Here is a 23,658-nt window from a genome sequence, read left to right as displayed (position 1 = left end):
AAAATTAATTGGACGATTTAACTTCAACAAATAAAATGAAGACCATCACTTGGCCTGTTTTGACCCTAATGGCTTTATGTACAGTTATCGGTTTAGACGATATCATGTACAACTTTCAAAACCAAGGGATGCCTGTTATCACCTCTTGGATTATCATGTGTTTACTTTATGTCACACCTTATTCACTAATGGTAGGGCAACTAGGTTCTACTTTTGATAAAGAAGGCGGCGGACTTTCTTCATGGGTACGTGGTACTGACGGTGAATTCTTAGGTTACTTCACGGCTTGGACTTATTGGGCTGCTTCCATTCCTTATGCAGTTGACTCTGCCAATGAAATTATCGTTGACTTGGGTTGGGCTGTAACTGGAACTAAAGACTTCCAAGATAAGATCCCAACTTCATTGTTTGCAATTTTAACCTTTGTAGTGTTTATTGTCTTTATCATTGTCGAACACCACTTTTCTAACTCAATGGAATTTCTTTCTACGATTGGTGGTGGATTGATGATTATCATGGTTATCTTATTCGTGATTTTAGCCTTCTTCGGCTTGGTTAAATCTGGTGGCCATATGGCAACCAAAAACTTTGGCTTCCATTCAATTGTGCCTAACTTCAACTTACACTACTGGTCAACAGTTGGTATGTTGATTTACGCCATGAATGGTTGTGAATTGGTTGCACCATACGTAACCAAGATGAAAAAACCTAAAACTGATTTTCCTAAGGCCATGATTGCTTTAGCCGTAATGACTGCCTTCTTGACTATCTTAGGTTCATTTGCCTTAGGTATTTACTTCGACGCTAACCATATTCCTAATGACTTGAAGATGAATGGTGCTTACTACCTCTTCGATATGTTAGGTAAACAATTCGGCATGGGCCACTTCTTGCTTTACTTCTGGGCTTGGACATCATTGTTCTTCAACTGTGCTTTGGTTGCCGTCTTACTTGACGCAATGACCAGAATGTTGATTTCAGATACTGGCGACAAGTACATGCCTAAATTCTTGCGCAAAAAAGACAAGAACGGCTTACCAGTTAACGGCTATATCCTAACCGTTGCTCTTTCATCATTCATTATGATCTTAGGTATTTTCTTACCCGATATGAATGATATTTTCAATTGGTTATTAAACCTTAACTCAATCATTTCACCAGGTGTTACTTGCTGGATCTTCTACTCATTTATGAGAATTAGAAAGAATTCCAAGAAGTTTCCATCACAATATGTTTATATTAAAAACGATAAGTTAGCTTGGCTTGTCGGTTTACTATTACTATTAGTCACTGCTGCTGCAACTATCCTTGGTTTTGCACCACAAGATGTTAAGCAAGGAACTGGCTTATGGTGGTATGAATTAATCATTAATATCGTTGCCGTAGTTGTCTTAATTGGTTTGGGTGCTATCTTACCAGGTATTAGACGTCGTGAAGTTGAATACGGTGTTGCTTTTGATAAAGCTCAATGGATTTGGATGGGAATCTTGATTATCGGTTCAATCATCTTAGATATTTGGTTAGGTAGCACAAAATTACCGATGAGAATTGCTTTGATTGTTATCGAAGCAGTTGTTGCTTTGATTTTGACTTGGTTAGTTGGTAGAAGAAAGCCAGCTAATGCTACGAAATAATAAATTATTCTATTCAAAAAGGAAGGCACGCACCTTCCTTTTTCTTATACATATTTTTTCAAAAATTCACTTACACGACGTTGATATTCTCTAGGGTATGTCTCAAAAGAACGAGCATGTTTTGCCTTTTTAGCAATCCACAACTGTTTTGGCCCTTTAGCTGCCTTGTAGTTTGCATAAACCATTTTCGTCGGCACAAACGGATCTTTCCCACCATGAATAAACAACATTGGCTTATTATTTTTCTCGACAGAATTAACCGCCGAAGCATCCCCTAAATAAAAGCCTAGATTTGCTTTAGCAATAACACTCAATCCATTCACAAAAAATTGACCAACTGGACCGGGCAAATGATAAATATCCTTAGCTTCATGCAAAAATTCATCCTTAACACTAGTATAGCCACAATCTTCAATATAAGCCTTAACCTGGCTCGGCATCTTAATACCACTTGCCATCATCGTCGTGGCTCCACCCATGCTGACACCGAAGATGACAATCTTCTGCTTTTTGCCTTCCTCAGCAATCAACTTTCTCACCCATTTACGCACATCATACTTTTCAGGCCAACCATAGCCAATATATTTTCCCTGACTTTGCCCATGTGCACGCGCGTCTGGCATCAACACGTTATAACCCATTTGATGGAACATTGCTGCATACGGTCCCATCGTATCCTTGTTATTGGTAAAGCCGTGCAACAAAACAACCGCCTTATCAGAATTTTTCTTCGGAATATAATTTGCATCTAGCCGATAATCACCAGTATTAGACTTAATATACCATCTCTGTTTTTTAGCATCTTCATACCAGCGCTTCTTCTCCGCTAACGGATCTTTTTTATTTTTACTCGAGTATTTATTCAAAACAGCTTTTTTACCAGGCACAAAGGCCACATTGAAAAAATATGCTTCTCCTACTCCAATGAACGCAACTAATACAGCAACGATAATTCCAATCGTCACCCAAAATTTCCTTCTGTGTTTTCTATTCAAAATGTCAACTCCTATATAAAACAGATAGAATTAATTATACGCTTTTAAATTTTATATGGTATATTGACATTTTTATCAAAATATTGCTCAGCCCTGTACACAAAACTTCTAATTTTAGAATAAAAAGATGATGAGATCTGCTGTCTCATCATCTTTTTAACTAGTATAGCTTTAATCTAAATCTGCACCATTTGAAGCAATAACTTTCTTGTACCAGTAGTAAGAATCCTTTGGCATTCTATCTAAAGTACCTTTACCTTCATCATCACGATCAACATAGATAAAACCGTAACGCTTAGACATTTGACCGGTACCAGCTGATACTTCATCAATACAGCCCCAAGTAGTGTAGGCACGGACATCAACGCCATCTTCGATCGCACGATTCATTGCCTTAATGTGCATTCTAAGGTAATCAATGCGGTAATCGTCATGAATCTTACCATCATCACTAATCTTATCAACGGCACCTAGACCATTTTCAACTACCATCATTGGGATTTCGTAACGGTCATACATAACTTCAAGGTAGTATTGCAAGCCATCTGGATCAGTTGCCCAACCCCATTCTGAATACTTAAGGTATGGATTCTTAGCACCAGCGGCGAAGTTACCGCCAACCTTATCTTTTACTTCATGAGTTGTGATAACGTTGCTCATGTAGTAAGAAAAGGTGTACATATCAACTTTACCTTCCAACATATCCTTCTTATCTTGCTCAGTAATGTCTAAGTGAACATTGTGTTCTTTCCAAAGACGCTTAGCAAATGTTGGATACTTACCCTTGCATTGTGCATCCCCACAGTAGAAAATATTTTGTTCCCACATATGGCGGTTAGCCAAAATATCCTTTGGATCTGGGGTTAATGGGTAATCAACGATCCCACAAATCATATTCCCTACCACATAATCAGGATCAATTTCATGAGCCAACTTAACTGCACGAGCACTGGCTACAAATTGATAATGCAATTTTTGATATGCATGTTGGTAAACTTTATCATCAGTCACATTGTTACCAAAGGCACTGAGCATCAGTAAAGTTGAGTTGATTTCGTTAAAGGTTAACCAGTACTTTACTAACCCCTTGTATTCTTCAAACAAAGTTTTAGCATATTTAACATACATATCGATCATTTCACGGTCGCCCCAGTCGTGGTATTTTTCACTGAGGTAAAGTGGATCTTCATAGTGAGAAATCGTAACTAAAGGTTCAATATCATATTTTTTACATTCTTCAAATACTCTACGATAGAAATCAAGTCCAGCTTGATTTGGCTTTTCCTCATCACCCTTAGGGAAGATCCGAGTCCAAGCAATTGATAAACGGAAGGTTTTGAAACCCATGTCCGCAAACATCTTAATATCATCTTTGTAATGGTGATAAAAATCAATCGCTACATGGTTAGGATAATATTCATTAGGATCAATTGCACCAACTGCCCCTTCAGGAAGTCCCGCACCTGGAACTCCTGGTGTTTTTTCTAACTTACCATTTAACTTGTAAGTCAACATTCTAGGTGCATCTAAGCTACCTGCAGTAGTAATATCTGTTACTGATAGGCCTTTACCATCTTCATCATATGCACCTTCGATTTGGTTAGCGGCAGTTGCTCCGCCCCATAAAAAGTTCTTTGGAAATGACATTATGATTCTCCTTTTCTGAAAGCATTTACATTAATTATAGACTAATTGGTTTGAACTTGACCAGTTGTTTTAACTTCTGCGTTACTGCCTTGCAAAGACAAAATTTCTTGACCAACTTTAACTTCACCTTGAGCTACTTGCTGTACAGATTCATATTTCTTAGAATTCGTAACAACAACTGGAGTAGTCACTTCATAGCCAGCAGCCTTAATTTCTTTAATATTAAATTTAACCAATGGATCACCTGCTTTAACCTCTTGACCTTTTTCTACTAAAGTCTTGAAGCCCTTACCTTGCAGATTAACGGTATCCATTCCAATGTGCATTAACACTTCTGCGCCATCTGTAGTGTTAAGTCCGACAGCGTGTCCTGTTGGGAAAACTAAAGCAATCTTACCATCAGCTGGGGCATGAAGCACACCTTCGCTTGGTTCAATAGCAACGCCTTCCCCCATTGCACCGCTTGAGAATACTTCATCTTTAATTTCTGATAATGGTTTTACTTCACCGTTTAATGGTGAAACTAATTTGGTTGAAGGATTTTCCTTTTCTTCACTTAAAATTGCTTGTACAGGAGCACTCTTAGTAATATTAGCTGCTTCATTAGCGGCGTCAGCAACTTTTTGTGCTTGTTTTTTATTATATTCAGCATCAACTGATTTTTTACCAAAGAGCATTTGAAGTGCAAAACCAGCTATAAATGCTACAATACCGGCAATAATTACGCCGACAATTGTTGTCATTGATCCTCCCTTAGGATTAATGTAGGCCGGAATTGCAAAGAATCCCATTGATGGCATAATGTACAATACTGAATGAAAGGCACCAATGATTGCACCTGAGACTGCACCAGCAATACAGCTTAAAACAAACGGCGTTTTTCTTGGTAATGTAATACCATAAATTGCTGGTTCAGTAACACCGAACAGTCCTGAGAAAAATGCACCAGTAGCAGTTTCTTTAAGTTTTTTGTCCTTAGTTTGACGGATAATAGCTAAAACAACACCAATTTGCGCATAACAAACCATGCAAGATAAACCTAGAATTGGGTCATAACCTAATGCGGCTAAATCTGCAGTAGTTACGGCAACGATTCCCCAGTGAACACCGAAAATAACAAGTACTTGCCAAAGAGCACCCATTAATAAACCAGCAATAATTGGACTAAAGTTGTAAACACCTGACATCACTGCACCAATTGCGTCCCCAACCCAAGTCATTACAGGACCAATTACTATAAATGCAACTGGTAAAGCAATAATCATAGTGACAACTGGAACCAAGAACATTTGAACAACTGATGGAATCCACTTTTTAGCCCAGTGCTCAATAATTGAAGCAAACCAAACGGTAAATAATACTGGTAAAACTGTAGAAGTATAATTCATCGTGATAACCGGAATGCCAAAGAAAGTCGTGTGAATCTCTGAGGCAAAAGCCGTTCCTTTAAACAATGTACCTAGAACAGTCTTACTTGCAGCTAATTGAACCATAGTTGGATAAGTTAAGGTCGCACCAATTGCTAATCCGATAAATTGATTCATGTGAAATCTACGTGCTGCAGTTACCCCTAAGAATACTGGTAAGAAGTAGAAAATACTATCACCAATTGCATATAGAATTTGGTAAGTACCTGATTTAGTAGATAGCCATCCCATTGCACCTGCTAAAACTACTAGACCTTTAATAATACCGCCAGCACTAAGTGGAGCTAGAATATCTGTAAAAATGCCTGAAATCAAAGCAACGGCTTTATCCACAAATCTAGAATTATCTTCAACGTCATCATCAGGAACTTGTCCACCGTCATTAAAGCCGCCTTCTTTGACAACAGCATCGTAAACATCAGCAACTTCATTACCAATGACCACTTGATACTGACCACCAGCTTTAACAACAGTTACAACACCATCTGTATCTTTTAAAACATCATCGTTAGCCTTTTTTTCATCCTTTAATTTAAAACGCAAACGAGTTGCACAGTGAACAACACTGGTCACATTATCTTTGCCACCAACATTTTGAATGATGGTCTTGGCTAATTCATCATAGTTCTTAGCCATTTGCCTTTCCTCCTTAAAATAAAAACCCAAGCTACTCAAAAACTAAAGAACATAAATGTTCAACGTCTTTCAGTAACTCGGGTTCATGCCTAATCTTCTTAGTAACATACCTAAGTAACTTAGATATTTAATTATCTTGACGACTAGTTACGCGCCAAATATGTAAAACAAGATAAAATTCATCATCTGAATCTAAATCCCATCCCATTTTTGCATGTAAGTAAGTGGTTATCCGCTCCGCTGTCTCATACGCTTTGCTATATTTGATTTTCATAAAACCTAGCATTGCAGGATCAAGTGAAGCCTCCTCCTTTTGCTTATTTCGTAAAAATCTAACTAACAAAATGCGCAAATGCGAAACAAACCTACTATAGTTAAAGGAGCTCGTATCAAGTTGCATTGAATATTGCAATTGAATAATATCGATTATCCCACGAATCAAATTTGTAATCTGAATTGTTTCTTGTACTTGAGAAACATCACTCTTAGCATTAACCAGGTGATAGGTCATCAAAACCGACTCACTCTGCGGCAATTTAATCTGCATCTCCTGATTAATTAGATTGACCACTTTTTTAGCTGCCGCAAATTCTTTTGGAAAAAGATTTTGAACTTCCCAACTATTGTTAGCGGGAGCTATATCAATATGATCTTTAATTCGCGTAACTGCAAAATCAATGTGATCTGCTAAAGCAAGATACTGAAAGTCATTGAACTTAATCTGAAGCAGAGGTTCGACCAGCTGAAGTACCTTATTAGTTACTTCAATTGTTTTAGGGTCAAAGCCCTTAACTTGATCCACTTCGTCTTTAGTAACGAAGCGACGTTCAATTTTGCTTTCATCAACAGGATCACCTTTTTTTAGACCAAATCCTACGCCCTTGCCTAGGACTATTTCTTCTTGACCTTGGTTATTTTCAATTAAGGCAGCACTATTATTAAATGTTTTAAGAAATTTCATAATAATTCACCACCTTAGCAAAAAAGAAAAAGCTATCACAAATAATGATATACCAACGCAACATTATTTGTAATAGCTAAGACCTGATCGTATCAGTAATCCGCTCACTTACAGTTATTATAATAGCCAACATTGTAAGCGGTGTCAATATAATTTTGTGAAAAAATGCAAAATATTTTACAATGAACTAAAAAGCGAGGTAATTAAAATGAAATTCGTTCTTGCACCTGATTCATTTAAAGAAAGCATGACAGCAAAAGAAGTCTGCATTGCAATGAAAAATGGTATTCAAAAAGTTATTCCCAATGCACAAATAATTGCGGTACCAATGGCCGATGGGGGCGAAGGTACAACTGATTCACTCGTTGATGCTACAAACGGTCGAAAATACCAAATAAATGTTACCGGTCCGCTTAATCAAAAAGTATCAGCTTATTATGGCATCTCAGGTGATGGACAAACTGCAATCATCGAAATGGCACAAGCTAGTGGTCTCTCCTATGTTGCAAAAAGTAAACGAACTCCCGAAACAATTTTAAAGACTACAACTTATGGAACCGGCGAATTAATTAACGCAGCTTTGAAGCACAACGTCAAAAAGATTATTATCGGCCTTGGTGGCAGCAGTACTAATGATGGCGGTGCTGGTATGGCACAAGCACTTGGTGTTAAATTTTTTGATCAAAATCATCATGAAATCACCCAAAAGTTAGCAGGCGGTGCTTTAGATCAAATTGCTAATATTGATCTTTCTTCAATTAATCCTCGTATTAAAGATACCAAATTTTTATTAGCCAGTGACGTAACCAATCCTCTAACTGGACCTAATGGTGCAAGTAGCGTCTTCGGCCCACAAAAAGGCGCAGATGATACAACTGTTAAAATTCTAGATCAAAATTTATCTCACTATGCACAAGTAATTGAACAGACTATTGATAAAAACGTCGCCCAAATTTCTGGTAGTGGTGCCGCTGGCGGCCTAGGCGCTGGCCTGATCGCCTTTACTAACGCCAGTATTCATCCAGGCGTGCAATTAATTGCCCAAGAAACTAAGCTTGAAGCAAAGATCAAAGACGCTGACTATGTTTTTACCGGCGAAGGCGGAACTGATTTTCAAACTAAGTTTGGTAAAACCCCTTTCGGAGTTGCCAAAATAGCCCAGAAATATCACGTACCAGTTATTTCTTTAGCAGGCTATTTAGGTCAAGGTATTGATCAACTCTACGATGAGGGTTTTACCGCTATTTTCGGGATTCTTGCTAAAGCAGAAGATATTGAGCAAGCCCTAAAAGATGGACCAACAAACGTAACCCGCACAACTGAAAATGTTGTCCGTTTAATTGTACAAAAATAAGATGAGCTCGATGCCCATCTTATTTTATTTCGTTAATTTCTTAATTAAGCCTTCACAGCCACGATAAATTTCATTATATGCTGTTTCAAAATCATTTGTATACCAAGGATCATCGACATCAGCATAAGAGCCAGCAAACTCTAAAATTTTATGTTCTTTATGCTCTGGGTCTCCACCAGTAATGCGATTCATATCTGCGAAATTTTCTTCATCCATGCAGATTAAATATTCATAATTATCATAGTCTGAGCGAGTCATTTGACTAGCACGATGACCACGATCATATGGAATATGTTTTGCAACTAATTCCCGTTGTGCACGAGCATCAATCCCATGACCTAAAGCATCCTGCGTAGTTGCTTTAGATTCAGCAGTATATTGATCTGCTAGGTTATTTTCTTTTAACAAATATTGCATCACGGCCTCTGCCATTGGTGAGCGGCAAATATTGCCATGACAAACAAACAGAATTTTTTTCATTACTTTTTCTTCCTCTTAGTTAGTCTATTTATAACCGGCCAAATAATCGCCGTAATAATTCCAACTGTTAAGCCAACCCAAATCTCCTGCGACAAAGTTACAAGAATGCCACTATAAACTCGACTTTGCAATGCGGTCATCGCCTCATTTGAGGCAAGCCACAATGCCACAAATGAAGCAATAGTAGTTAGTGCTAGTGGAATTGACGCCGAAGAGCGACCAAATAAAATCAAAATTGCGGCTAACAAAAATAACAAAGCCACTGCAAAAATTGAATACTCATAAATTGTAATAATATGGTTCACATCTTCTGAATCTTCCTTCAATTTATGATTAATTTGCTTGACTAAATATTCATTGATAATTTCTTCCAACTTACTTTTACTAGTTAAGCCTAAATCTTTAGTGGTCAATTTTCCCTGATCATTATATTTTTCACACAATCTATATAGATCAGCATACGATAAGTTAACTTGATATTTCGGCGGCAATTGTTCTAACAATGTCTTTTCCAAACCAGATGCTTCGAGTAACTCAACCCCTGCCTTCAAATTAGGATTATCTGAGTCATCCACTACTCGATTGATTACTTCTTTGCCCATCGCCTGTGTATCGTTTATTTTTAAACTCACATTGCTAGTCATTAATAACCAAAAAGATACTGCGGCTAGGCCGACCATTATCAAACGTAGTATTATTTTGACGATGTTCTTCATCTAAAAATCTTCCCCTAACATCTACTTTTTTCAGATGGCAAACAATTGCAAGGCACCATGTCAGGAGCATCCTTTTCTTTCAATTTAAGTTCTTGCTGCATCGTCTTAATATCGCCCTTAGAAAGCGGTGCTTCTTTTAGCAACTGAATTAATACCTCACCCTTGTGCATATCACACATGTTTTGCATCATATGTAAAGTAACTTCAGACATCATTTTGCGCTGACTAATAGTCGGCTTATAAACAAAACACCGGCCTTCTTTACGCGTCTTTAGCAAGCCCTTTTGCACTAAACGCCGCATTAGCGTTTTAATTGTGGAATCGGACCAATCCTTTTTACCTTGTAGTTCTTTGATTACTTGGCCAGTACGAACTTCTCCTAAGGTCCAAATAATACGCATAACTTCCCATTCTGATTGGGTAATGGAATTACGATCGTCTTTAGTTTCTGCCATAAAACATCACTTCTAAATCCAAATTTTTTACTAAAGAACAAATTTTTTCAAAGCCTTTGCAATCCCGTTGTGATCATTATCATCAGTAACATAATCAGCCTTATCTTTGATCTCACTAATGGCGTTACCCATCGCTACTTTCATGAAGTCGGGATTAGAAAACATCGAAAGATCATTGCCTTGATCACCAAAAATCATCACGTCTTTTTGGGCAATTTTTAGCCGTGAAGCCAAATCCATTAAAGCATTACCTTTTGAAGCTCCCAAGGCATTTAATTCAATAATACTGTCAAAACTGCGAACAATGTCATAAGTCTGAAAAGCCCAGTCGGGGAAACTATTCCACAGTTTTTCTACCTGGTCAGCTCCTTCAGTTGAAGTAAAACCGACTTTGTTAAAAGTAAAATCTTTTGGAATTTCTTTTCGGTCTCTAACTTTCATAATATTATCGGTCAAAGCCGCATTAATTTGCATTTGCACAGATAAATCCCGATCAGTTGTAATGAAATACTTAGTCGTCTCAAAATGTACATTTACATGACTTAAACGCTGAAAACGCAACATATTATTGAAGTCTTGATAATTCAATTCCTGACTCATTAAAACACGACCAGAAATTGTTTGAATTACTGCACCATTAAAGACGATTGCGTATTGATCATCACCTTCAAGTCCTAATTGCTTAGCAAAGTTCAATACTCCTGATAATGGTCGTCCAGTAGCTAAAACAACCTTAATCCCATTTTGTACTGCGACACGCAACATTCTTTGCGTTTCTGGCAAAATAGTATTATTGCTTGATAATAAAGTTCCATCTAAATCAACCGCGATCAATTTAATAGCCATTTTAACCCCTCGGATCTTAAAAATTACATCTAGCATTAATTATACAAAAAGCCGTGATTTAACTCACGACTTTTTACTTATCGATTATTCAATTAGGATTTTACTTACCCATTTCCTTTTCGACCACTTTAACGATACGGTCTACATAGGCATCAGTTTCTTCTTGAGTTGGTCCTTCAGCCATTACTCTAAGCAAGTCTTGAGTACCTGATGGACGAACAAGTACACGACCATTTCCAGCCATATCCTTTTCCACTGCAGCAATTTCATCAAGAATTGGTTGGTGTTCTTTCCAGCTCTTCTTGTCAGCAACCGGAACATTAACTAGGCATTGTGGGTAATCTTTAAAGTCTTTCAAAAGTTCACTTAATGACTTACCAGTCTTCTTCATTACGAGCATTAAATGCAAACCGGTTAACATACCATCACCAGTATTATGATAATCACTCATAATAACGTGACCTGATTGTTCGCCACCTAGATTGTAGCCGTGAGCACGCATTTCTTCAGAAACGTAACGGTCACCAACTTGGGTACGAACATTCTTCAAGCCTTCTTTTTCAAGAGCCTTAGTAAAACCAAGATTACTCATTACAGTAGTAACAATGGTATCTTTCTTCAAACGACCATGTTCTGCCAAGTATGAGCCGAGTACGTACATGATGTGGTCACCATCAACTTCATTACCATTTTCATCAACAGCAATGCAACGGTCAGCATCCCCATCAAAGGCTAAACCAAGTTGAGCACCTTGCTTAACAACTTCTTCTTGTAACTTTTCAGTATGCGTTGCACCAACATGATCGTTAATGTTCAAACCATCTGGGTGAGTTGCAATAGTAGTAAAGTCAACGCCACAATCAGCAAACAGTCTTGAGATCAATGCGCTTGAAGCACCGTTAGCTCCATCAATAACTACCTTAATTCCACCCAAGTCTTCTGGAATAGTATTTTCAATAAATTGCAAGTATTTAGCTGAACCTTCGTGGAAGTCAGTTACAGTACCTAATCCCTTAGCAGATGGACGAGGTAATTTATCTTCCTTAGCGTCAATTAATTTTTCAATTTCGCCTTCCATTTCATCTGAAAGCTTCAAACCATCGCTACCAAAGAACTTAATCCCATTATCTTCTACAGGGTTGTGTGAAGCTGAAATTTGCACCCCTGCATCGGCGCCTTGTGCTCGTACTAAGTATGAAAGACCTGGAGTAGTAATTACGCCAACCTCAAGCACTTCAATCCCAACTGAAAGAAGGCCTGAAATCAAGGCATATTCAAGCATTTGGCCTGAAATACGAGTATCACGAGATACTAAGACCTTAGCTTGTTCGCCGTCTTTTTTGTTCTTAGTTAAAACATAACCACCATCACGACCTAATTTAAAAGCCATTTCTGGAGTTAAGCCTTGATTAGCTACGCCACGAACACCATCAGTTCCGAAATATTTTAACATTTAATAAACAACCTTTCTCAAATTAATTATTTGCATTCTTTACTTTAATTGATATCTGTACATTTTCAGGATCAACGCGAGCAACTCCCTTAGGTAAAACTAAAGGGTAATTCTTTACAGTTGAATATGAGATCCCCTTCAGATCTACATCAACATCCAACTGCTTAATCTTTGCTAATGTTTCCTTTTGTCCATACAGTGTTACCTCATCATTCTTGGCAGTAACCGAATAGACTTTATTATTTTTTTCATTTTTAGGCTTTAAATTTAGCTTAACTTTCTTTTTGAAAAGCGATATTGGCAAACTAGCTTTTACTGTAGATGGATTAATCACTGCATTTAATTGACGCCCTTTTTTATCTTCAGCTATCAAAATAACTTGACGCTCATAATCATGATTAATGCCATTAGGTAAAGGCAACTTGGCAACGATCTGATCAATCTGATTTACTTCGCTTCTAGCACCAGTAACCTCAACTTGCTGCGGATCAACACTAGCCGTACCAATATTATATCCATTAGCAACAGCATTTTTATTATACTCTATTTGAACGGGCATGGTACGAGATTTTCGTCGTTCAATATCAACATTAACTGTTGCCGGGTTAATCGTGTAAGATAATTGACTATTTAGTCCCGTAACTTCTACCTTTACGGTTTGCTTACCTATTTTCTTATGAGTTAGATCAATATAAGCACGGAAGCTTTGAGTATTAACAGTCGAAGTAACTAACGCATTCGAACCCTCCAAAGTTATCTTAACCTTTTCAGGATAACCAACAACATAGTATTTATCTGTATTAACCGAAACTTGCAGAGGAACACTAATTGTCTGCGTTTCATTAGCAGTTTGCCGTGTCTTCTTAGATTCACCCTGTGTAACAAAACCTGTTTGAGTAGAGTCAATGTAAACCACTAATAAGATCGCAAACAGCAATGAGATTATTCTGATTACCCAGCGTTTATCCCAAAAGTCTTTCATCGATCTGCACCCCATTTCCAGACTTTATTAATCACACGACGAATCCATGGAACCTTCTTCTCTTCCTTAGGAACAAGTTGAGCATTCAAATACTTCAAATATTCTTCACGAGACAAATCTACTAAAAAGCGCCCGTTTCTAGTAATAGTTACGCCACCAGTTTCCTCTGAGACGACGATCGTTACCGCATCGGTAACTTCAGAAATACCAACGGCAGCTCTGTGACGCGTGCCTAAACGCTTAGGAATCATGCTGTTATCTGACAGTGGTAAATATGCTGCCGCAACAGCAATTCGATTATTATTGATAATTACCGCCCCATCGTGCAACGGCGTATTAGGGATAAAAATATTAATTAACAATTCACCAGAAATATCCGCATCCAGCTTGATTCCAGTTTCAATATAATCATCTAGCCCCGTATCTTGTTGAATCGTGATTAAGGCACCAATTCTTCTTTTAGACATGTATTGAATCGCTTTATCGAGCTCCTGCACCATCTTAACCGACTGTGTATGAGCACTCTCACCTCGGCCATTAAAAATCGGCGTGCGTCCTAGCCGCTCTAGTCCACGACGAATTTCCGGCTGGAAAATAACGATAATTCCGATTACTGCCCAAGAAACAATTTGGTCCACAATATAAGTTACCGCATGCAGTTGCAGTAAGCCGGCAATAATTCTAACAATAAAGATAAAGACGATCCCTTTTGCCAGTTGTACTGCTTTGGTACCACGAATCATCATGATCAAACGGTAAACTAAATACCAAATGATTAAAATATCTAAAGCAATGGAGAAATTATTCCAAGTAAACAGATTAGAAATATTAAAATGCATTGATTGCTCCTTTCTTCTTTAATTATAACCGCCCCAATTTACCGTGCATACATTTTAAATTCTAAAAATAGGTCATTATATTCTTGGGTCTTCTTAGGACCTAAATCTCTAAAGACCTGTAGATTCTTCAACGTACTTTGAGTAGGATAAAACTGCCGGTCATCTCTAACTTTTTTCGGCAATAATTTTTGGGCTGCGGTATTTGGGGTTGCATATCCAACATATTCCGCATTTTGCGCTGCATTTTTAGGTTCAAGCATAAAATTAATAAACTTAAGTGCAGCTTTTTTATTTTGTACAGTTTTTGGAATAACAAAATTATCAAACCACAAATTTGATCCTTGCTTAGGCACAACATAATGCAAGTGAGGATTTTGTTCCATCATTTCATAAGCCTCACCAGACCAGGTAACGCCAATTGCTGCCTCATTTTGCACTAGGTACATCTTCATTTCATCTGAAATAATCGCCTTAATATTGGGTCCCAGACTATTAAGCTTAGTTTGTGCCAAATGTAGTTTAATACTAGATGTGGTATTCATTGAATATCCTAAAGAAACTAATGCCATCCCCATTGCATCCCTAGCTGAATCAACTAGTAAAATTTGCCTGCGATACTTTTTACTCCACAGGTCATTCCAAGTCTTAATTGCCCCTGGCTTGACGAATTTATCATTATAAACAATTCCTAGTGTCCCCCAGAAATATGGCACAGAATAATCATTATTTTGATCAAATGACTTATGTAAAAAACTCTTGCCAATATATTTCAAATTAGGAATTTGCTTTTGATCCAACTGATCAAGCAAATGAGCCTTGCGCATTTTAGTTACCATATACTCAGAAGGAATGGTCAAATCATATGCCGTTCCGCCTTGTTTGATTTTGGTATACATCGCTTCATTGGAATCAAAGGTCTCATAGACAACATGATAACCTGTCTGCTTTTCAAACTTTTTTATTAACTTTGGATCTAGATAGTCGCCCCAGTTATAGATAATCAAGTTTTGTTTATTTTTCCCGGTAGACGATTTCTCCAAATGATGGGATAAACCCCAAAGGCCTGCACAGGCAATTAAAATAGCTGCAATTGCCATCATAATCTTTTTCATTTAACTAGGCCTCCCATCACACGATGATTTTTCTTTCTGCCCTTTTTAGTAGTAATAAAATAATAGATTCCTACAAGCAACAAGACAAAAATGAACATTACGGTACTTAAAGCATTAATCTCAAGATCGATTCCTTGTCGTGCCCGAGAATAAATTTCAACTGAAAGAGTTGAAAAACCATTCCCAGTAACGAAAAAAGTTACGGCAAAATCATCTAGTGAATAGGTCAACGCCATAAATAAACCGGAAAAGATGCCTGGCATAATAACTGGAATTAAAACATCACTAAAAACCTGCCATGAATTCGCCCCTAAATCACGTGCTGCATCAATAAGCGACATATCCATTTCATTAAGTCGCGGCAAGACCATCAAAACCACAATCGGAATAGAAAAGGCAATATGACTTAACAATACAGAACCAAAATTTAAGCCAATTCCCAATGCTGTAAAAAAGATCAAAAAACTAGCACCAATAATTACATCAGGTGACACCATTAAGACATTGTTTAATGCTAAGGTTGTTTTCTTATTAGATTCTTTTTTCATCGCAGCAATTGCAATTGCACCAAATGTCCCAATAATTGTTGCTATTAAACTGGACAACAGCGCTAGTAGGATAGTTTCCAAAAATATCGCTAATAAGCGATTATCTTGAAATAAAGTCTGATAATGAGCCCATGTAAAGTGCTCAAATTTATTCATGTTTTTACCACTAGAAAATGAAAAGTAAATCAAATAAAAAATGGGTACATATAATAGGATCAAAGTAAAAACAAGATAGATCTTAGCGATTAAATGTCTGTTTCTCATAAATCTACCTTCTTTCTTCTAGCCTTTTTGCTAGTAATCAACATGACTACCACCATCAGCACGATTAAAATTACTCCAATTGTGGCCCCCATATTCCAGTTCATTGTGGTCATAAAATACTCTTCGATAGCAGTCCCTAATGTGATTACCCGATTGCCGCCGATCAGCCTTGTTAACATAAATAATGACAATGATGGGATAAAGATGGCCTGAACGCCGCTTTCAACTCCTGGACGAGAAAGCGGCCATAAAACATAGCAAAAAGTTTGCCATTTACTAGCACCCAAATCCTCAGAGGCATGAATGACTGCAGGATTAATCTCTTTAATCGCATTAAAAATTGGCAAAATCATAAACGGAATTTCAATGTAAGTCGCCACAAAAATAAAAGCAAAATCAGTAAACAAAATATTTACGGGACCAATACCAAATAAATGTAAAAATTTATTTACTAAACCGTCATTACCTAAAATGCCAATAAATGCATATGCTTTAAGCAGCAAATTAATCCATGTTGGCAAAATGATCAATAACAGCCACAGCTGCTGGTTTTTCATTTTAATTAAAAAATACGCTGCCGGATACGAAATTACCAACGTCAACAAGGTGATCAAAAATGCATACCAAAATGAGTTAAGCATCATTTTTAAAAAGGTACCATTTTTAAAAAATTCAACGTAATTTCTGAGCGTGAATGCGTTATTACTATCAGTAAACGAATACCAGAGAATCAATAAAATCGGCAAAATGACAAAGAGAATAATCCACAGCAGATATGGAATCATAAAAAACATCTTTTTATTTTTCATTTTCATCCGCCTCATACTTTTCTAGTCGAGCATCAAAATCGTGTTGGCTTTCATTTAACCGCATGACGTGAATATCTTCTGGATCAAAAAAGAGCCCAACACGTTGTCCCAATTTAACTCCATTAGTAGAATGGATCAGCCATTCATTTTCATTGGCATCAATTGCCTTAATCTCAAAGTGATCACCTAAAAATAATTGCGTCTGTGCTGTAACCACAATCTTCCCATCTTCTGGTTTAACAATATCCAAGTCTTCGGGACGAATAACTACTTCAACCTTTTCATTAGGCTTCATCCCACCATCGGCACATTTAAATTTATTATTAGCAAATTCCACTTCGTAATCATGAATCATTCGACCAGATAAAATATTGGAGTCACCAATAAAACGTGCTACAAAGTCATTCACTGGCTCATCGTAAATTGCTACCGGATTACCACTTTGTTGAATCTGCCCATCATTTAAAACAAAAATTTCATCACTCATTGATAGAGCTTCTTCTTGATCGTGCGTAACAAAAATAAAGGTAATGCCTAGCTTTTTCTGAATTGCCCGTAATTCAAATTGCATGTCTTTTCGTAAACGTTTATCCAAAGCAGATAGCGACTCATCTAATAGTAAAACCTTAGGTTCATTAACAATTGCCCGGGCAATAGCTACACGCTGCTGCTGTCCTCCACTAAGTTCCGAAATTTCGCGGTTAGCGTAACCGTCTAGACGAACCATATGCAAAGCATCTTTAACAGCTGGCTTGATTTCACTCATTGGTCTTTTCTTAATTTTCAAGCCAAACGCCACATTTTGAAAAACATCCAGGTGTGGAAACAAAGCATAATTTTGAAAAACTGTATTGATATGTCTTTTTGAAGCATCAAGGTCAGTAATATCATTACCATCAAAGAGGACTTGACCACTAGATGGCTGAGTAAAGCCAGCAATAATTCGCAAAATTGTCGATTTTCCCGAGCCACTAGGACCAAGTAGTGAATAAAATTTACCAGATTCAATAGTTAAATTTATATCTTTTAATGCTACAAACCCATCATCATATTTTTTGGTGATGTGTTTTAGTTTGATAATATCCATTTCCATCCCTCACATAAAAAACAGCTGCAAGCCTTCCAGCCTGTAGCTTGTCTTTGCTAAAATATTTTACTTTTCTTTGCCGATAATCCTAACTTCTGTGTGTAAGTCAATGTCAAACTTTTCTTTAATTACCTTTTGGATCAAATGAATTAAATTCAAATAATCTGTTGCAGTAGCACCGCCTTTATTCACGATAAAACCTGCATGTTTCATTGAATCTTGAGCGCCACCGATTTGTTTACCTTGTAAACCAGCTTTAATAATCATCGGACCAACAAAGTGCCCAGTAGGCCGCTTAAAGACACTGCCACAAGATGGATATTCAAGTGGCTGCTTATAACGACGTAAAGCATTTAAATAATGCATATGATCTAAGATCTCTAACTTATCGCCTGACTTGAGTGCAAAAGTGGCGCTTAATACAATATCGCCATTTTCTTGAACTAATGAATGCCGGTAAGAAAAGTTCATTTCTGCGTTTGAATATGTTTTAAATTCTCCTGCTCTGGTTAAAACATTAACGCTTTGCACTACTTCTTGCATCTCACCGCCATAGGCACCAGCATTCATAAAAATACCACCGCCAATACTACCAGGAATTCCAGCAGCAAATTCCATTCCGCTCAAACCATGATGAGCAGCCGCAAAAGCTGTATCGATAATCCGTGCACCAGCATCAGCTGTAACTTGATTATCTTCTACTTTAATCTCTTTTAATTCAGTCAAAATAATTACTAACCCATCAATTCCGCCGTCACGGATGATTAGATTTGAGGCATTGCCAATAATTGTTAATGGAATTTCATTTTCACGTGTGACTTTTACTAATTGTTCTACTTCATCAGTCGTCTTAGGAAAGGCCAAATATTCAGCTGGTCCACCTGTCTTAGTAAAAGTATATCTGCTTAATGGGATTTGCTCTTTAATATCAATCCCTTTTTCTTTCAAATCAAGTAATTCCACGCTGTTGCCTCCTTAAAGTTTCTTGTTTTATTTTACCGCATAAAGGCGTTAGCTTCATTAATATTAATGATATACTTTTTTAAAAGGAGAATTTTATGAATTTTATTGCAATGGACTTTGAAACAGCCAACCATTATCCAGAAAGTGCCTGTTCACTTGCTTTGGTAATGGTGAGAAATAATAAAATTGTTGATCGCTTTTATACAGTAATTAATCCTCAAATGCCATTTGACGCGCGAAATATTCAAGTACATCAAATTACAGCTGAGGACGTTAAAAACGCTCCAACAATGGCAGAGGTCTGGCCCCACATTAAAGAATTGTATCAACCAGGAATGCTTGTAGCCGCACATAACGCTCGCTTTGATACTAATGTCATGCGGCAAAGCCTGGCACGTTACGGTATTGAGGAGCCCCACTATTTGGTCATTGACACTTTAGCTAGCAGTAAATTACTCGAACCAGAACTGCCTGACCACAAATTAGACACAGTTTCTGAGGCCTTAAACGTTGAATTGTGGCACCACCATAACGCATTAAGTGATAGTGAAGCATGTGCTGGGATTTTAATCAAGCAAGAAGAGCAATTTGGTGATGAAGCAATCAAAAATTTGGTTTATCAGATATGAAAAATCTCTAGGAGTTTTGATCCTAGAGATTTTTGCTTTACTTATTAAATTCAGTTAACGCAGCTTTGACCCATTCTTCATTGCGCTTACCATGAGGAGTAAATTCAACAACCCGTTTAGTTGAATCCCAACTATCGTCCACTCTGGTAATCGTGAGTTGCAAATACTCATCTGGCAAATCATTCATTACTAGTTGTGGCCATTCAATTACCACTAAACCTGGTTCTGCTAAATAGCCCTCCAAATCAATCGAGGATAAATCATCATTTTCCAAACGATAAAAGTCCATATGAAAGAGCGGCAACTTAGCTTCTCGATATTCACGCACAATGGTGAATGTAGGACTCTTAACAGGCCGATGTATGCCTAATGCTCGTCCTAATCCTTGAGTCATGGTTGTCTTGCCTGCACCCAAATCACCATTTAATAGTAATAAATCGTGGGGCTGGGCCGTTTTGGCTAGGGATGCACCTAATTTCTGCATTCCATCAGCAGAATTAATTTCTAACTTTGTCATTACTTTTCATCCTTTGCTAAAGCTTGTGCGGCAGTAACAATTGCTAAATCATAAATATCTTGTTCACTGCAGCCTCGAGATAGGTCATTCACTGGAGCTGCTAAACCTTGCAAAATTGGACCAACAGCAGTGAAGCCACCTAATCTTTGAACCATCTTATAACCGATATTGCCTGATTGTAATTCTGGGAAAACAAAGACATTCGCATGTCCAGCTACCTTTGAGTTTGGAGCCTTCTTTTCACTAACTGCAGGTACAAAAGCGGCATCAAATTGCAATTCACCATCAGCTGGAATTTCTGGATGATCCTTTTGGAACATAGCTGCTGCATCATGTACCTTATCAACCATTGGTCCTTCGGCTGAACCCTTAGTTGAAAAGCTCAAAAATGCGACCTTAGGATCAATTTCGGCCATCTTGGCAGTCAGAGCAGATTGATAGCCAATTTCAGCTAAAGTTTCTTCATCAGGATTAATGTTGATGGCACAGTCGGCAAAAATGTAACGCTCATCGCCCTTTTCCATTACGAAAGCGCCGGATACTCGATGCATCCCCTTAGCTGCATGAATTAATTGTAAAGCTGGCAAAACAGTGTTAGCCGTTGAGTGAGCAGCACCGGAAACCATACCGTCTGCTTTTCCCATCTTCACCAACATGGTACCAAAGTAATTACCTTGGGCTAACTTGAGCTTTGCTTCAGCAATACTGGTATCTTTTCGTCTAGCTTTAACAAATTCCGCTGCCATTTGATCAAGTTCATCATAATGATTGAGGTCATAGATCTTAACACCAGCTAAGTCTAAATTATTTTCTTTAGCTAACTTAGCAATCTCATCTGGATTTCCAATTAAAATTGGTTCGATAATGCCATCTTTTTTCAAATTAGCTATGGCAGTAAGAATTCTTAAATCATCGCTTTCTGGAAAAACAATTCTTTTCTTATCTTTTGCTGCTTCAACTTGTTTTTTGAATAATGAAAATACGCTCATTTTTTACCTCTTATGCTAAATCAGATTTACTTATCGTTTCTGGCAATTGCCAGTCAATCGGCGTTTCATCAAAGTTCTTCAATGCCATATTACACCGCGAAAACGGTCGCGAGCCAAAGAACCCTCGATCAGCCGAAAATGGACTTGGATGTGATGATTTAATGATAAAATTCTTACTTTGATCAATTAATGGAATCTTGTTTTGAGCAAATCGACCCCACAAAATAAAGACGACTTTTCCACGCTCACTCAGAGCCTTAATTGCAGTATCAGTCACATCTTCCCAACCTTTGCCTTGGTGACCGTTAGCATGCCCATACGGTACCGTCAAAACCGCATTCAGCAAAAGCACACCTTGATCGGCCCACTTTTTTAAGTAACCGTGATTAACAGGCCGAGCTCCGACATCATCATAGAGTTCCTTATAGATATTTTTAAGTGATGGCGGCAAAGTTGTACCTGGCATGACGGAAAAACTCATTCCATTAGCTTGACCAGGATTATGATATGGATCTTGACCCAAAATTACCACTTTAGTTTTAGCAAACGGCGTTAATTTAAAAGCCGTAAAAATATGATACATATCAGGATAAATTTGTTTAGTAGAATATTCTTCTTTTAAAAAATTATGCAATTCGTGATATTTCTCACTTGCAAAAACAGGATCCAATACTTGATCCCAATCGTTGCCAATTAATTCTTTAGCCAAGTCTTACACCCTCTTTTCTTCTCCTCTTTATGGTATCATTAATTTAATACTAAATGGGAGAGAAATTATGATCAAATTAGTTGCTTGTGATCTTGACGGCACATTGTTTAATTCAGAGATGGCTGTTTCTGCTGCTAATGCAAAAGCTGTGAAAAATGCACAAAGTAGCGGCATTGAATTTTTAATTGCGACTGGCCGGGCCCCACGCGAATCACGTTCAATTCTCAAAGATGCTGATTTGCATACCGGTTTTATCAATCTTAATGGTGCCCTGGTTTTTGACGAAAATGAGCAATTAATGATCAAACACAGCATTCCCAAGGCAAAAGCACAACAGCTAGTGCATTTACTACATCGAGCAGGCTTTTACTTTGAAATTTTAACTGCCAATCAGGTTTATAGTGAAAATCTAGATCAACGTATTTCAAATGTAGCTCATTTAATGGTAGATCTAAATCCTCTACTTGATTTTCGTCAAGCTGTAGCAATTTCTGCTGGTAATAAGACTATTATGAATATGAAACAAATCCACAGTTTCGATAATTTATTGCAAGATCCTAAAATAGAAGTAATGAAAATTATTGCTTTTGACTCTCGGGGACATGAAGCTTTTACCGATATCAAAAAAGAAATCGCTACAATGGGCGATCTAGTAGTAACTTCAAGTTCATCTTCTAATATTGAAATCAATGACCAACATGCTCAAAAAGGTCTTGCCTTACTTGATTATGCCAAGTTAAAAGGTATCAAGCCTGAGGAAATCGCTGCAATCGGTGATAATTTAAATGATGAGAGTATGATCCGAGCAGCAGGTACTGGCGTTGCGATGGGCAATGCGATTCCAGCTATTAAGAAAATAGCTCAGGTAGTCACCAAGAGAAACAATGAAGATGGAGTAGCTTATATTTTAAATAAATTTATTGCAGATAATAACAATATTTAAAGTTATGAGGTGAGTAAGTATGCGATTTTGGCTAGAACTTAATCAGGAAAAGGATTACGGTCAAATTCCTGTGCTTAATCAAAATGGAAAAGCTGAATTTTTTATTCAAGGCAATCTTGATAATCCAAATCACACTTTATATCTAAATAATTTCCGTAAACAGGAAGTGGGACGTCTGTTTTCTGATGGTGCGGGCCTAATTGCTTCGTTCACAATTGATGTCGTCAACCACTCTTTAGTAGGCGTAAAAAAGTTAAACACACCTACTGCAAACATATTCTATTTGACCCAATTAAAGTATATTGTTACAGGTAGTATTAAACGTGGTACTTATACTTTTCGTTCTGGAATCAAGAGTGTAGCAAGTGTCCAAACAATCATGGGAGATCGCGGAGGCGTTTTAATTTGTGATATTACTAAGCCTGAAGACGTCCCCTTTATTCTTTTGACATCCGTTCTATTTACACAATGGCATGTTACGCCTTTGAAACTGCCTAGTTTTCCGCCAATTGGATTTGAGGTAAATCCAAATTAAACAAAAAAAGCAGTCATGAAAATTTTCATAACTGCTCTTCTAGAAAGTGATATAGATATAGATGTATCTTCTGCCATAAAGTTTATATTTATTAAGTAATAAGGAATTATTAGGCAGAGACTGAATAA

The 23,658-nt window shown here is 37.4% G+C and carries 24 protein-coding genes; 5 read left to right on the top strand and 19 right to left on the bottom strand.

The genetic code is table 11. From position 1 onward, the window contains the following. The first annotated feature begins 8 nt into the window (after window positions 1–8). Window positions 9–1,634, top strand: coding sequence for an APC family permease (locus CP363_RS01070; protein ID WP_013086089.1), 1,626 nt, complete (start codon window positions 9–11; stop codon window positions 1,632–1,634). Between the two features lie 44 nt (window positions 1,635–1,678). Here CP363_RS01070 and CP363_RS01065 read toward each other — a convergent pair whose 3' ends face one another. The 4 genes from CP363_RS01065 to CP363_RS01050 form a co-directional block, all read right to left on the bottom strand. Next, window positions 1,679–2,629, bottom strand: coding sequence for an alpha/beta hydrolase (locus CP363_RS01065; RefSeq protein WP_005721479.1), 951 nt, complete (start codon window positions 2,627–2,629; stop codon window positions 1,679–1,681). Window positions 2,630–2,800: 171 nt separating this feature from the next. Continuing rightward, a complete protein-coding gene (locus CP363_RS01060) occupies window positions 2,801–4,276 on the bottom strand; it encodes a glycoside hydrolase family 1 protein (RefSeq protein ID WP_013086088.1) in 1,476 nt (491 codons plus the stop codon). Window positions 4,277–4,317: 41 nt separating this feature from the next. Continuing rightward, window positions 4,318–6,339 carry a beta-glucoside-specific PTS transporter subunit IIABC gene (locus CP363_RS01055; RefSeq protein WP_098035711.1) on the bottom strand — a complete coding sequence of 674 codons (2,022 nt, stop codon included), beginning with the start codon at window positions 6,337–6,339 and terminating at the stop codon, window positions 4,318–4,320. Between the two features lie 127 nt (window positions 6,340–6,466). Then, the gene (locus CP363_RS01050; RefSeq protein WP_013086086.1) at window positions 6,467–7,300 is read right to left on the bottom strand and encodes a PRD domain-containing protein; all 834 of its coding nucleotides are present in this window, start codon (window positions 7,298–7,300) and stop codon (window positions 6,467–6,469) included. 208 nt (window positions 7,301–7,508) lie between these two features. Between CP363_RS01050 and CP363_RS01045 the strand changes: the two genes are divergently transcribed. Next, entirely contained in the window at window positions 7,509–8,654 is a 1,146-nt protein-coding gene (locus CP363_RS01045) for a glycerate kinase (RefSeq protein ID WP_098035710.1), read from the top strand. Window positions 8,655–8,678: 24 nt separating this feature from the next. On the opposite strand, the gene CP363_RS01040 is transcribed toward CP363_RS01045, so the two are convergent. From CP363_RS01040 to murB, 12 genes are all read right to left on the bottom strand, one after another. Further along, entirely contained in the window at window positions 8,679–9,134 is a 456-nt protein-coding gene (locus CP363_RS01040) for a low molecular weight protein-tyrosine-phosphatase (protein WP_005718721.1), read from the bottom strand. Then, window positions 9,134–9,850, bottom strand: a complete 717-nt coding sequence (locus tag CP363_RS01035; RefSeq protein WP_098035709.1) for a hypothetical protein — start codon at window positions 9,848–9,850, stop codon at window positions 9,134–9,136. Before CP363_RS01035 ends, CP363_RS01040 begins: the two co-directional genes overlap by 1 nt. Before the next feature lie 14 nt (window positions 9,851–9,864). After that, window positions 9,865–10,305, bottom strand: coding sequence for a CopY/TcrY family copper transport repressor (locus CP363_RS01030; protein ID WP_005718717.1), 441 nt, complete (start codon window positions 10,303–10,305; stop codon window positions 9,865–9,867). Between the two features lie 30 nt (window positions 10,306–10,335). Next, window positions 10,336–11,151, bottom strand: coding sequence for a Cof-type HAD-IIB family hydrolase (locus CP363_RS01025; RefSeq protein WP_089146325.1), 816 nt, complete (start codon window positions 11,149–11,151; stop codon window positions 10,336–10,338). Between the two features lie 100 nt (window positions 11,152–11,251). Continuing rightward, window positions 11,252–12,604 carry a phosphoglucosamine mutase gene (gene glmM, locus CP363_RS01020; protein ID WP_005718714.1) on the bottom strand — a complete coding sequence of 451 codons (1,353 nt, stop codon included), beginning with the start codon at window positions 12,602–12,604 and terminating at the stop codon, window positions 11,252–11,254. 22 nt (window positions 12,605–12,626) lie between these two features. Then, entirely contained in the window at window positions 12,627–13,586 is a 960-nt protein-coding gene (locus CP363_RS01015) for a YbbR-like domain-containing protein (protein ID WP_005718713.1), read from the bottom strand. After that, on the bottom strand, window positions 13,583–14,425 hold the full coding sequence (gene cdaA, locus CP363_RS01010; protein WP_005718712.1) for a diadenylate cyclase CdaA: 843 nt from the start codon (window positions 14,423–14,425) through the stop codon (window positions 13,583–13,585). The genes CP363_RS01015 and cdaA overlap by 4 nt, the downstream gene beginning before the upstream one ends. Window positions 14,426–14,463: 38 nt before the next feature. Beyond that, window positions 14,464–15,537 carry an ABC transporter substrate-binding protein gene (locus CP363_RS01005; RefSeq protein WP_005718711.1) on the bottom strand — a complete coding sequence of 358 codons (1,074 nt, stop codon included), beginning with the start codon at window positions 15,535–15,537 and terminating at the stop codon, window positions 14,464–14,466. Continuing rightward, window positions 15,534–16,349 carry an ABC transporter permease gene (locus tag CP363_RS01000; protein ID WP_013086080.1) on the bottom strand — a complete coding sequence of 272 codons (816 nt, stop codon included), beginning with the start codon at window positions 16,347–16,349 and terminating at the stop codon, window positions 15,534–15,536. Before CP363_RS01000 ends, CP363_RS01005 begins: the two co-directional genes overlap by 4 nt. Further along, entirely contained in the window at window positions 16,346–17,158 is an 813-nt protein-coding gene (locus CP363_RS00995; RefSeq protein WP_035443106.1) for an ABC transporter permease, read from the bottom strand. The genes CP363_RS01000 and CP363_RS00995 overlap by 4 nt, the downstream gene beginning before the upstream one ends. Then, the gene (locus tag CP363_RS00990; RefSeq protein WP_005721487.1) at window positions 17,148–18,245 is read right to left on the bottom strand and encodes an ABC transporter ATP-binding protein; all 1,098 of its coding nucleotides are present in this window, start codon (window positions 18,243–18,245) and stop codon (window positions 17,148–17,150) included. Before CP363_RS00990 ends, CP363_RS00995 begins: the two co-directional genes overlap by 11 nt. Window positions 18,246–18,311: 66 nt before the next feature. Beyond that, window positions 18,312–19,208, bottom strand: a complete 897-nt coding sequence (murB, locus tag CP363_RS00985; protein ID WP_013086078.1) for a UDP-N-acetylmuramate dehydrogenase — start codon at window positions 19,206–19,208, stop codon at window positions 18,312–18,314. Between the two features lie 95 nt (window positions 19,209–19,303). Here murB and CP363_RS00980 point away from each other — a divergent pair, with 95 nt between their 5' ends. After that, on the top strand, window positions 19,304–19,837 hold the full coding sequence (locus tag CP363_RS00980) for a 3'-5' exonuclease (protein ID WP_005718706.1): 534 nt from the start codon (window positions 19,304–19,306) through the stop codon (window positions 19,835–19,837). Window positions 19,838–19,874: 37 nt separating this feature from the next. Here the strand turns inward: CP363_RS00980 and tsaE are convergent, their stop codons facing one another. The 3 genes from tsaE to CP363_RS00965 are packed head-to-tail and all read right to left on the bottom strand — an operon-like array spanning window position 19,875 to window position 22,052. Further along, a complete protein-coding gene (tsaE, locus tag CP363_RS00975; protein WP_013086076.1) occupies window positions 19,875–20,354 on the bottom strand; it encodes a tRNA (adenosine(37)-N6)-threonylcarbamoyltransferase complex ATPase subunit type 1 TsaE in 480 nt (159 codons plus the stop codon). Continuing rightward, window positions 20,354–21,343, bottom strand: coding sequence for a phosphate acetyltransferase (gene pta, locus CP363_RS00970; RefSeq protein ID WP_013086075.1), 990 nt, complete (start codon window positions 21,341–21,343; stop codon window positions 20,354–20,356). The genes tsaE and pta overlap by 1 nt, the downstream gene beginning before the upstream one ends. A gap of 10 nt (window positions 21,344–21,353) precedes the next feature. Beyond that, window positions 21,354–22,052 carry a uracil-DNA glycosylase gene (locus CP363_RS00965; RefSeq protein ID WP_005718702.1) on the bottom strand — a complete coding sequence of 233 codons (699 nt, stop codon included), beginning with the start codon at window positions 22,050–22,052 and terminating at the stop codon, window positions 21,354–21,356. Between the two features lie 67 nt (window positions 22,053–22,119). On the opposite strand from CP363_RS00965, the gene CP363_RS00960 reads away from it, so the two are divergent. Next, window positions 22,120–22,995 (top strand): Cof-type HAD-IIB family hydrolase, encoded by an 876-nt coding sequence (locus CP363_RS00960; protein WP_023488014.1) that lies wholly within the window; start codon window positions 22,120–22,122, stop codon window positions 22,993–22,995. Between the two features lie 19 nt (window positions 22,996–23,014). Then, window positions 23,015–23,530 carry a hypothetical protein gene (locus CP363_RS00955; RefSeq protein ID WP_005721490.1) on the top strand — a complete coding sequence of 172 codons (516 nt, stop codon included), beginning with the start codon at window positions 23,015–23,017 and terminating at the stop codon, window positions 23,528–23,530. Window positions 23,531–23,658 lie beyond the last annotated feature (128 nt).

The organism is Lactobacillus sp. UMNPBX12, from assembly GCF_002553955.1.
Taxonomy (GTDB): Bacteria; Bacillota; Bacilli; order Lactobacillales; family Lactobacillaceae; genus Lactobacillus; species Lactobacillus crispatus.
This window is presented reverse-complemented; position numbering and strand designations above follow the sequence as displayed.

Bases quoted from the DNA above. Each gene is read 5' to 3' on its own strand.
- CP363_RS01060 (WP_013086088.1), bottom strand. From the start codon at position 4,276: ATGTCATTTCCAAAGAACTTTTTATGGGGCGGAGCAACTGCCGCTAAC.
- CP363_RS01055 (WP_098035711.1), bottom strand. From the start codon at position 6,339: ATGGCTAAGAACTATGATGAATTAGCCAAGACCATCATTCAAAATGTT.
- CP363_RS01050 (WP_013086086.1), bottom strand. From the start codon at position 7,300: ATGAAATTTCTTAAAACATTTAATAATAGTGCTGCCTTAATTGAAAAT.
- CP363_RS01045 (WP_098035710.1), top strand. From the start codon at position 7,509: ATGAAATTCGTTCTTGCACCTGATTCATTTAAAGAAAGCATGACAGCA.
- CP363_RS01040 (WP_005718721.1), bottom strand. From the start codon at position 9,134: ATGAAAAAAATTCTGTTTGTTTGTCATGGCAATATTTGCCGCTCACCA.
- CP363_RS01035 (WP_098035709.1), bottom strand. From the start codon at position 9,850: ATGAAGAACATCGTCAAAATAATACTACGTTTGATAATGGTCGGCCTA.
- CP363_RS01030 (WP_005718717.1), bottom strand. From the start codon at position 10,305: ATGGCAGAAACTAAAGACGATCGTAATTCCATTACCCAATCAGAATGG.
- CP363_RS01025 (WP_089146325.1), bottom strand. From the start codon at position 11,151: ATGGCTATTAAATTGATCGCGGTTGATTTAGATGGAACTTTATTATCA.
- glmM (WP_005718714.1), bottom strand. From the start codon at position 12,604: ATGTTAAAATATTTCGGAACTGATGGTGTTCGTGGCGTAGCTAATCAA.
- CP363_RS01015 (WP_005718713.1), bottom strand. From the start codon at position 13,586: ATGAAAGACTTTTGGGATAAACGCTGGGTAATCAGAATAATCTCATTG.
- cdaA (WP_005718712.1), bottom strand. From the start codon at position 14,425: ATGCATTTTAATATTTCTAATCTGTTTACTTGGAATAATTTCTCCATT.
- CP363_RS01005 (WP_005718711.1), bottom strand. From the start codon at position 15,537: ATGAAAAAGATTATGATGGCAATTGCAGCTATTTTAATTGCCTGTGCA.
- CP363_RS01000 (WP_013086080.1), bottom strand. From the start codon at position 16,349: ATGAGAAACAGACATTTAATCGCTAAGATCTATCTTGTTTTTACTTTG.
- CP363_RS00995 (WP_035443106.1), bottom strand. From the start codon at position 17,158: ATGAAAAATAAAAAGATGTTTTTTATGATTCCATATCTGCTGTGGATT.
- CP363_RS00990 (WP_005721487.1), bottom strand. From the start codon at position 18,245: ATGGATATTATCAAACTAAAACACATCACCAAAAAATATGATGATGGG.
- CP363_RS00980 (WP_005718706.1), top strand. From the start codon at position 19,304: ATGAATTTTATTGCAATGGACTTTGAAACAGCCAACCATTATCCAGAA.
- tsaE (WP_013086076.1), bottom strand. From the start codon at position 20,354: ATGACAAAGTTAGAAATTAATTCTGCTGATGGAATGCAGAAATTAGGT.
- pta (WP_013086075.1), bottom strand. From the start codon at position 21,343: ATGAGCGTATTTTCATTATTCAAAAAACAAGTTGAAGCAGCAAAAGAT.
- CP363_RS00960 (WP_023488014.1), top strand. From the start codon at position 22,120: ATGATCAAATTAGTTGCTTGTGATCTTGACGGCACATTGTTTAATTCA.
- CP363_RS00955 (WP_005721490.1), top strand. From the start codon at position 23,015: ATGCGATTTTGGCTAGAACTTAATCAGGAAAAGGATTACGGTCAAATT.